Source organism: Nostoc sp. DedSLP04 (genome assembly GCF_034530775.1).
Classification (GTDB): Bacteria; Cyanobacteriota; Cyanobacteriia; order Cyanobacteriales; family Nostocaceae; genus Nostoc.
This window is the reverse complement of sequence record NZ_JAVRCL010000126.1, coordinates 1-5,782: the sequence shown is the minus strand read 5'-3', so window position 1 is coordinate 5,782 and position 5,782 is coordinate 1. Positions and strand designations below refer to the sequence as shown.

The following is a 5,782-nucleotide window of genomic DNA, read 5'->3' as shown; positions in this document are numbered from 1 at the left end:
TGCGATGGAAGCTGTGCTTCACACAGCGGCTTAACCGCCTTGGCGGTTGCTATATAAAGACCAAAGTAAGAAATATAGTAACTAATGTAAATATTACTGTCATTGCCTAACCAAAGCTATACAGTCAGCAAAGGTAAATTAAGGTGAGTTCGACAAGCCCTTTTTTGACCTCTCCCCCAACCCCTCTTGGACACCCAGAGAAGAGCCAAAACCCTAATTTCTCGTTGCTCCTCCCTTTCCCCGTGGGAGAGGGAGATTGTCCGGGAGAGGTTCATCGAACTCACGTTAAATTATCCAGTCAGGTTGAAGCATTGTAAATATATAAGGTTGGGTTTCGCTGTTGCTCAACCCAACCTACAAATTAAAATCGGATAATTTATTTTTTGGTAGTCCCTGAATCAGGGTGGCAAATAGCCACTCTAAATTCAACCTGTATATCAATTACACAAAGCACTGTAATCTAATTAGTGCCCGGTTGGGTTGGAATAACTGGTTGAGTTGGAATAACTGGTTGAGTTGGAACAACTGGTTGAGTTGGAACAATCGGTTGGTTTGGAAATGGGGTAGTTTCTAAACTTGGACTTGAACCCGCAGGAATTATTGTTGGCGGTGTAGACGAAGATGAAGCACCGATAACACTATCATCAGCACTGATACAAGTATCTAGCGCTTGAGTAGCGGGAAAGTCGATTTGGCTACGCAAGCCAACCACACACTGACCAAAGCGCACGGGTAACAAACTGCGTCCACAATAATCTAAAACTGTTGGATTAGCTTCTTCTTTAGTACTTAAGCTGACGCCAACTACACAGGTTGCTAACTCTTCAGGACGCCGGGCCTTTCCACAAGAATAAAGCGCATCCGTTGCAGCAATTTGGGTTTCCTTATCAATTTTCACCACGCAAGCAGCCAAATCTCTTGGACGCAATGCTGCTGCACAACCTGCTGATGCCGCTTCTGCCTTTACACCCACACTCAAGAGGCGACCCGCACAGACACTATAATCATTTCTGTAAGAGGCAGCGACAGCCACATTAGGCAAGATTGCTAAACATCCAGCTATAGCCAAAACTGGTAATGTTAAAATCCTGGAGGTGGAACTGCCTTGTTTGTTCTTAACTCTGCTAACCACTTTTTTGCTCATTGACATTGCCATTCTCCAAACACCCAAAGTTATGCTAACTCAAATATCTTAAAAATCCTCTGTAATCTAATAATTTCAGAGGTAGTAAGCTGTTACGCAAAAAGAAAAGCACATCAACTGGTGTTCGCGCAGCGTCTCCTTCAGGAGAAGTTGTCCTAAGTCAATTGTCCTTAATGACTAATGACGGTCTACACGGAGTTTGTGCAATATGTAGGCGCGTTAGCTTCAAGTATAGACATAATTAATTATGTCGAAAATTGTGTTAATATAGCTGTTTGAAAGATAAGTAGGCAACGTAAAAAGTATTTCAGAGTAAGAATACTGCGTAAACCAATCTGATTGATGATTGAGTAGCCTACGAAACTAAATAAACACAAAAAACTTATTGGCAGGAGTACGGCGTGACAGGTCGGAATTCAGGCTTGGAGGCTAGTTTGTCGGGTTTACCGATTAAAAGCAACTGGCGCAAAAATCGATGCGTCTACCTTGGTGAGATACGTCTTACCTCGGTAAGCAGCTTCAAAAAACCAAGAATCCCCTGATTAAAAATTAGGGGAATGTCAAAATTGAATGTTTCGGTAAAGTTTAAACAGGATTAGATTAAGGAAACTCATGTCCCGATATAGAGGGCCCCGCCTCAGAATTGTCCGCCGCTTGGGCGACTTACCAGGATTAACTCGTAAAAGTGCCAGACGCGCTTACCCACCTGGGCAGCATGGCCAGAATCGCAAGAAGCGCTCTGAGTATGCTATCCGTCTAGAGGAAAAGCAAAAGCTCCGCTTCAACTACGGTTTGACTGAAAAGCAATTGCTCCGCTATGTGCGGAAAGCCAGACGTGTTACTGGTTCTACCGGACAAGTGCTGCTGCAATTGCTGGAAATGCGCTTGGATAATACCGTTTTCCGCTTGGGTATAGCCCCGACTATCCCAGCAGCTCGTCAACTGGTAAATCACGGTCACGTAACTGTTAACGGTCGTGTGGTGAATATTGCCAGCTACCAATGCCGTCCTGGGGAAACAATTGCAGTCAGAGATCGGGCACAATCCCGGAAGTTGGTGGAAGCGAACTTGCAATATCCCGGTTTGGCTAACCTTCCCAGCCATTTGGAATTTGACAAAAATAAGTTGGTTGGTAAAGTCAACAGCGTTATTGAGCGCGAATGGGTGGCACTACAAGTTAATGAACTACTTGTGGTGGAATACTACTCACGACAAGCTTAAACAGTTGGGAGTTAGGAGTTATGAGTTAGGAGTTGCAAGACGATAATTCCTAACTCCTCACTTTTAACTCCTAACTTTTTTCATCCGCCAATTTGCGACATGGTTATGAATTATGAGTTATGAGTTATAAGTTATGAGTTATAAGTTATGAGTTATGAGTTATGAGTTGAAGAAACTTATTTATTCAAAACTTTTAACTTCTAACTCCTAACTCCTCACTTTTAACTCCTAACTTCTTTCATCCGCCAATTTGCGACATGGTGCGGGTATATGCACCTGAAATGCCAGAATCGCGCCCTTTAAAGTTAATTTCTGGTTTGATTCCGAGTAAATGTCTTACCTGCTCTTGTAATTGAGTGGTGCTGACACCAGAACGCAGGGCAGTTTTTAAATCTATTTGACCAGTTTCATTTAATAAACAGGGGCGCAGCCAGCCATCGGCACTTAGGCGCATCCGATTACAACGATCGCAAAAACATTCTGACATCTGACTAATAAATCCTAGTGTCCCCTTCGCATTGGGAATTTGAAAGACATCAGCAGGGCCAGCACCACGAACTTGAGCTTCTGTCAAGCCCCAGCGATCGCGAATACGTTCTCGTAAATCGGCTGAAGATACCCAACCGCGATCGCCAAATAAATGCACATTACCAATGGGCATAAATTCAATAAATCGAACGTGCCACTGTTTATCGATTGTCAGGGCAGCTAAATCGAGAACTTCGTGGTCATTAACCCCAGGAATCACCACCACATTCAGCTTCAGGGGGTCGAATCCGACTTGATGGGCAGCTTGAATCCCCTGCCAAACTTGTTGCCAACGAGAACGCCCCTGATTACCAATAATTTGGTCAAAAATATCGGGATCGAGAGAGTCAAGACTAATATTAATTCGTCGCAGACCAGCATTGTAAAGGTTTTTTGCCATCGGAGCCAGCAAAAACCCGTTGGTGGTCATTGAGATATCTTGAGTTTGGGGTAAAGTTGCGATCGCCCTTACCAAATCCACCACACGCGGACGCAACAAGGGTTCTCCCCCAGTCAAACGAAATCGGGTAAAGCCTACTGGAATAAATACCTCTTGAATTAAGGTGAGTAGTTCTTCATCAGTCAATAACTGTTGCTTGAGAATATAATCCAGTTCTACTCCCTCTGGCATACAGTACTGACAACGAAAATTGCAGCGATCGATTAAGCTAATGCGGAGGTAGTCTACCTGGTTCATCGTTTTATTTTTATTCTCTCTGATTAATTAAAGACTTTACAAAAGTTGTTTACCCCTTCCTACTATCTTTGTTGTAACTCAAAATACCGTACTCCCCCTTAAGTGAGAGTCCACAGATTGTGGCATAATAAGCCGATCGCATCCACTAGTTAGTCATCAATCGTGCAAGATACCGACTCCATCAACGACCTTGCTGCTGCTTTACAACAGCCAGCCGATATCAGCTTTGAACTGCCCGATCCAGAAGATGAACAGATTCTAGAGTCAGATTTTCAACAGCAGCTAGAAGTAGCTTGGCAGGTATGCGATCGCTTTGATTTGCAAACTGAAATCTGGCGAGGGCGAATTTTACGGGCGATCCGCGACAGAGAAAAAGTCGGTGGTGACGGCCGCGGTACTGGCTTTTTGCGATGGCTAAAAGAGCGGGAAATCAGCAAAAGTCAAGCATACTCCTGGATTCAATTGGCGAATAGTGCCGATACTCTGATTGAAGATGGTAAACTTGACCCCGGATCTGTGAACAACTTCAGTAAACGGGCATTTGTCGAAACCTCCAAAGCAGTCCCAGAAGTGCAACAGATGGTGAGTGAAGCTGCCCAAAAAGGCGATCGCATCACAAGGCGGGAAGTGCGTCAACTCAATGATGAATGGACAGCCATGTCCTCAGATTTATTACCCGAAGCAGTTAAAGAAAAAGCCGCAGATAACACCCTTCCCCCGCGCTACATTGCCCCTTTGGTGAAGGAAATGGAAAAACTGCCAGAATCGCATCAAAAGTTTATCCAAAAGGAAATAGCTGCCAATCCTGATGTGGATACCCTGAAACAGGTAACTAGCGAAGCGCGTAACCTGGCGAAATATCTCAAAGGGGCGGCTCAAGTTCAGGCGTTAACGCAGGAGAATGTTGATATTGAAACAGCCTTAGAAGAAGCCCAAAGAGTCGGCTGTTTGAGCATTGCTGCTGATTTGGTAAATCAAGCATCGCAAATTGAACAAACGATCGCTAAATTGTACATGACTTGGAAACGGATCGGTAATTTAGCAGATCGATTATATGTAGATACTGGTGCAAGTACACCCAACTTGCGATCGCTCTTGACTTGCTTGGAACCTCTGGGTGGTGAAATCATGGAATTGCAACTTAGTGGTGCGACTGAACACACTGTTCGTTTGCAAATTCAAGAGACAAATTAGGGAGTGGGGAATTAAGAGTTGTGCGACATAATAGCAATAACCACCTGACTCCAGGTTTCTATGTCAACAACTATCATTGAACCCATTGTCACTTGGGAAAAGTTACCTGATGACTTTCCTTTACCCGATGAGCCTGTGGATAATATTAGTCAGCCAGCGATCGCATTTGCCTTAACTGAAAGCTTGGAACTGGCTCTTTTAATTCAGCCTCAGATACTCATTGGTACAAATTTTGGAATTTGTGCAACTGTAGATGGCAAGTTGGTAATTAAAGCCCCGGATTGGTTCTATGTCCCTTCTGTGTTACCGACAGTTCCACTAAACCAAAACCGTCGTAGTTATACCCCGAAGCTAGAAGGAGAAATTCCGGCGATCGTCATGGAATTTTTGTCAGAGACAGAAGGTAGTGAATACTCAATTAAAGCTAAGTACCCACCTGGTAAGTGGTACTACTATGAGCGCATTCTTCAAGTCCCCATCTATGTAATTTTTGAACCAGAGGCGGGGTGGGTGGAAGTCTATCAACTTAGTGCTTCAGGGCAATACGAACTCCAGCAACCGAATCAGGATAGACTGTATTGGATTGCTAACATTGGACTGTTTTTAGGAATTTGGCAGGGTGCGAAAGTAAATCGCACTGGATATTGGTTGCGCTGGTGGGATGAAACTGGTCAATTGCTGCTGTGGGGAGCAGAACGCTTACAACAAGAGCAGCAATTGCGATCGCGTATGGCCGCAAAGTTACGAGAATTAAACATTGATCCAGAGACAGTTTAACTTATAGCCGTTTTATGCTCTTTTTGAACCACAATCTCCTCTAGGGGCACACAGCTAGTTATGCGCCCCTACCCTATGGTTTTATTTGCTATTTCGGCGTACGCATTTGCTATTTCGGCGTACCCATTTGTTATTTCGGCGTACCCATTTGTTATTTCGGCGTACTCATTTGTTATTTCGGCGTACTCATTTGTTATTTCGGCGTACTCATTTGTTATTTC

The 5,782-nt window shown here is 44.1% G+C and carries 5 protein-coding genes; 3 read left to right on the top strand and 2 right to left on the bottom strand.

All coding sequences use genetic code 11. The annotated features are described in order from the left end of the window. Positions 1-460: 460 nt before the first annotated feature. The gene (locus RMX89_RS34315; RefSeq protein WP_322692124.1) at positions 461-1,144 is read right to left on the bottom strand and encodes a hypothetical protein; all 684 of its coding nucleotides are present in this window, start codon (positions 1,142-1,144) and stop codon (positions 461-463) included. A gap of 612 nt (positions 1,145-1,756) precedes the next feature. Between RMX89_RS34315 and rpsD the strand changes: the two genes are divergently transcribed. After that, positions 1,757-2,365 carry a 30S ribosomal protein S4 gene (gene rpsD, locus RMX89_RS34310; RefSeq protein ID WP_069071263.1) on the top strand — a complete coding sequence of 203 codons (609 nt, stop codon included), beginning with the start codon at positions 1,757-1,759 and terminating at the stop codon, positions 2,363-2,365. Positions 2,366-2,603: 238 nt separating this feature from the next. Here rpsD and moaA read toward each other — a convergent pair whose 3' ends face one another. Next, positions 2,604-3,590, bottom strand: coding sequence for a GTP 3',8-cyclase MoaA (gene moaA, locus RMX89_RS34305; RefSeq protein WP_322692123.1), 987 nt, complete (start codon positions 3,588-3,590; stop codon positions 2,604-2,606). Between the two features lie 162 nt (positions 3,591-3,752). Between moaA and RMX89_RS34300 the strand changes: the two genes are divergently transcribed. Beyond that, on the top strand, positions 3,753-4,784 hold the full coding sequence (locus tag RMX89_RS34300; protein WP_322674727.1) for a hypothetical protein: 1,032 nt from the start codon (positions 3,753-3,755) through the stop codon (positions 4,782-4,784). A gap of 60 nt (positions 4,785-4,844) precedes the next feature. Beyond that, on the top strand, positions 4,845-5,561 hold the full coding sequence (locus tag RMX89_RS34295) for a Uma2 family endonuclease (RefSeq protein ID WP_322674728.1): 717 nt from the start codon (positions 4,845-4,847) through the stop codon (positions 5,559-5,561). Positions 5,562-5,782 lie beyond the last annotated feature (221 nt).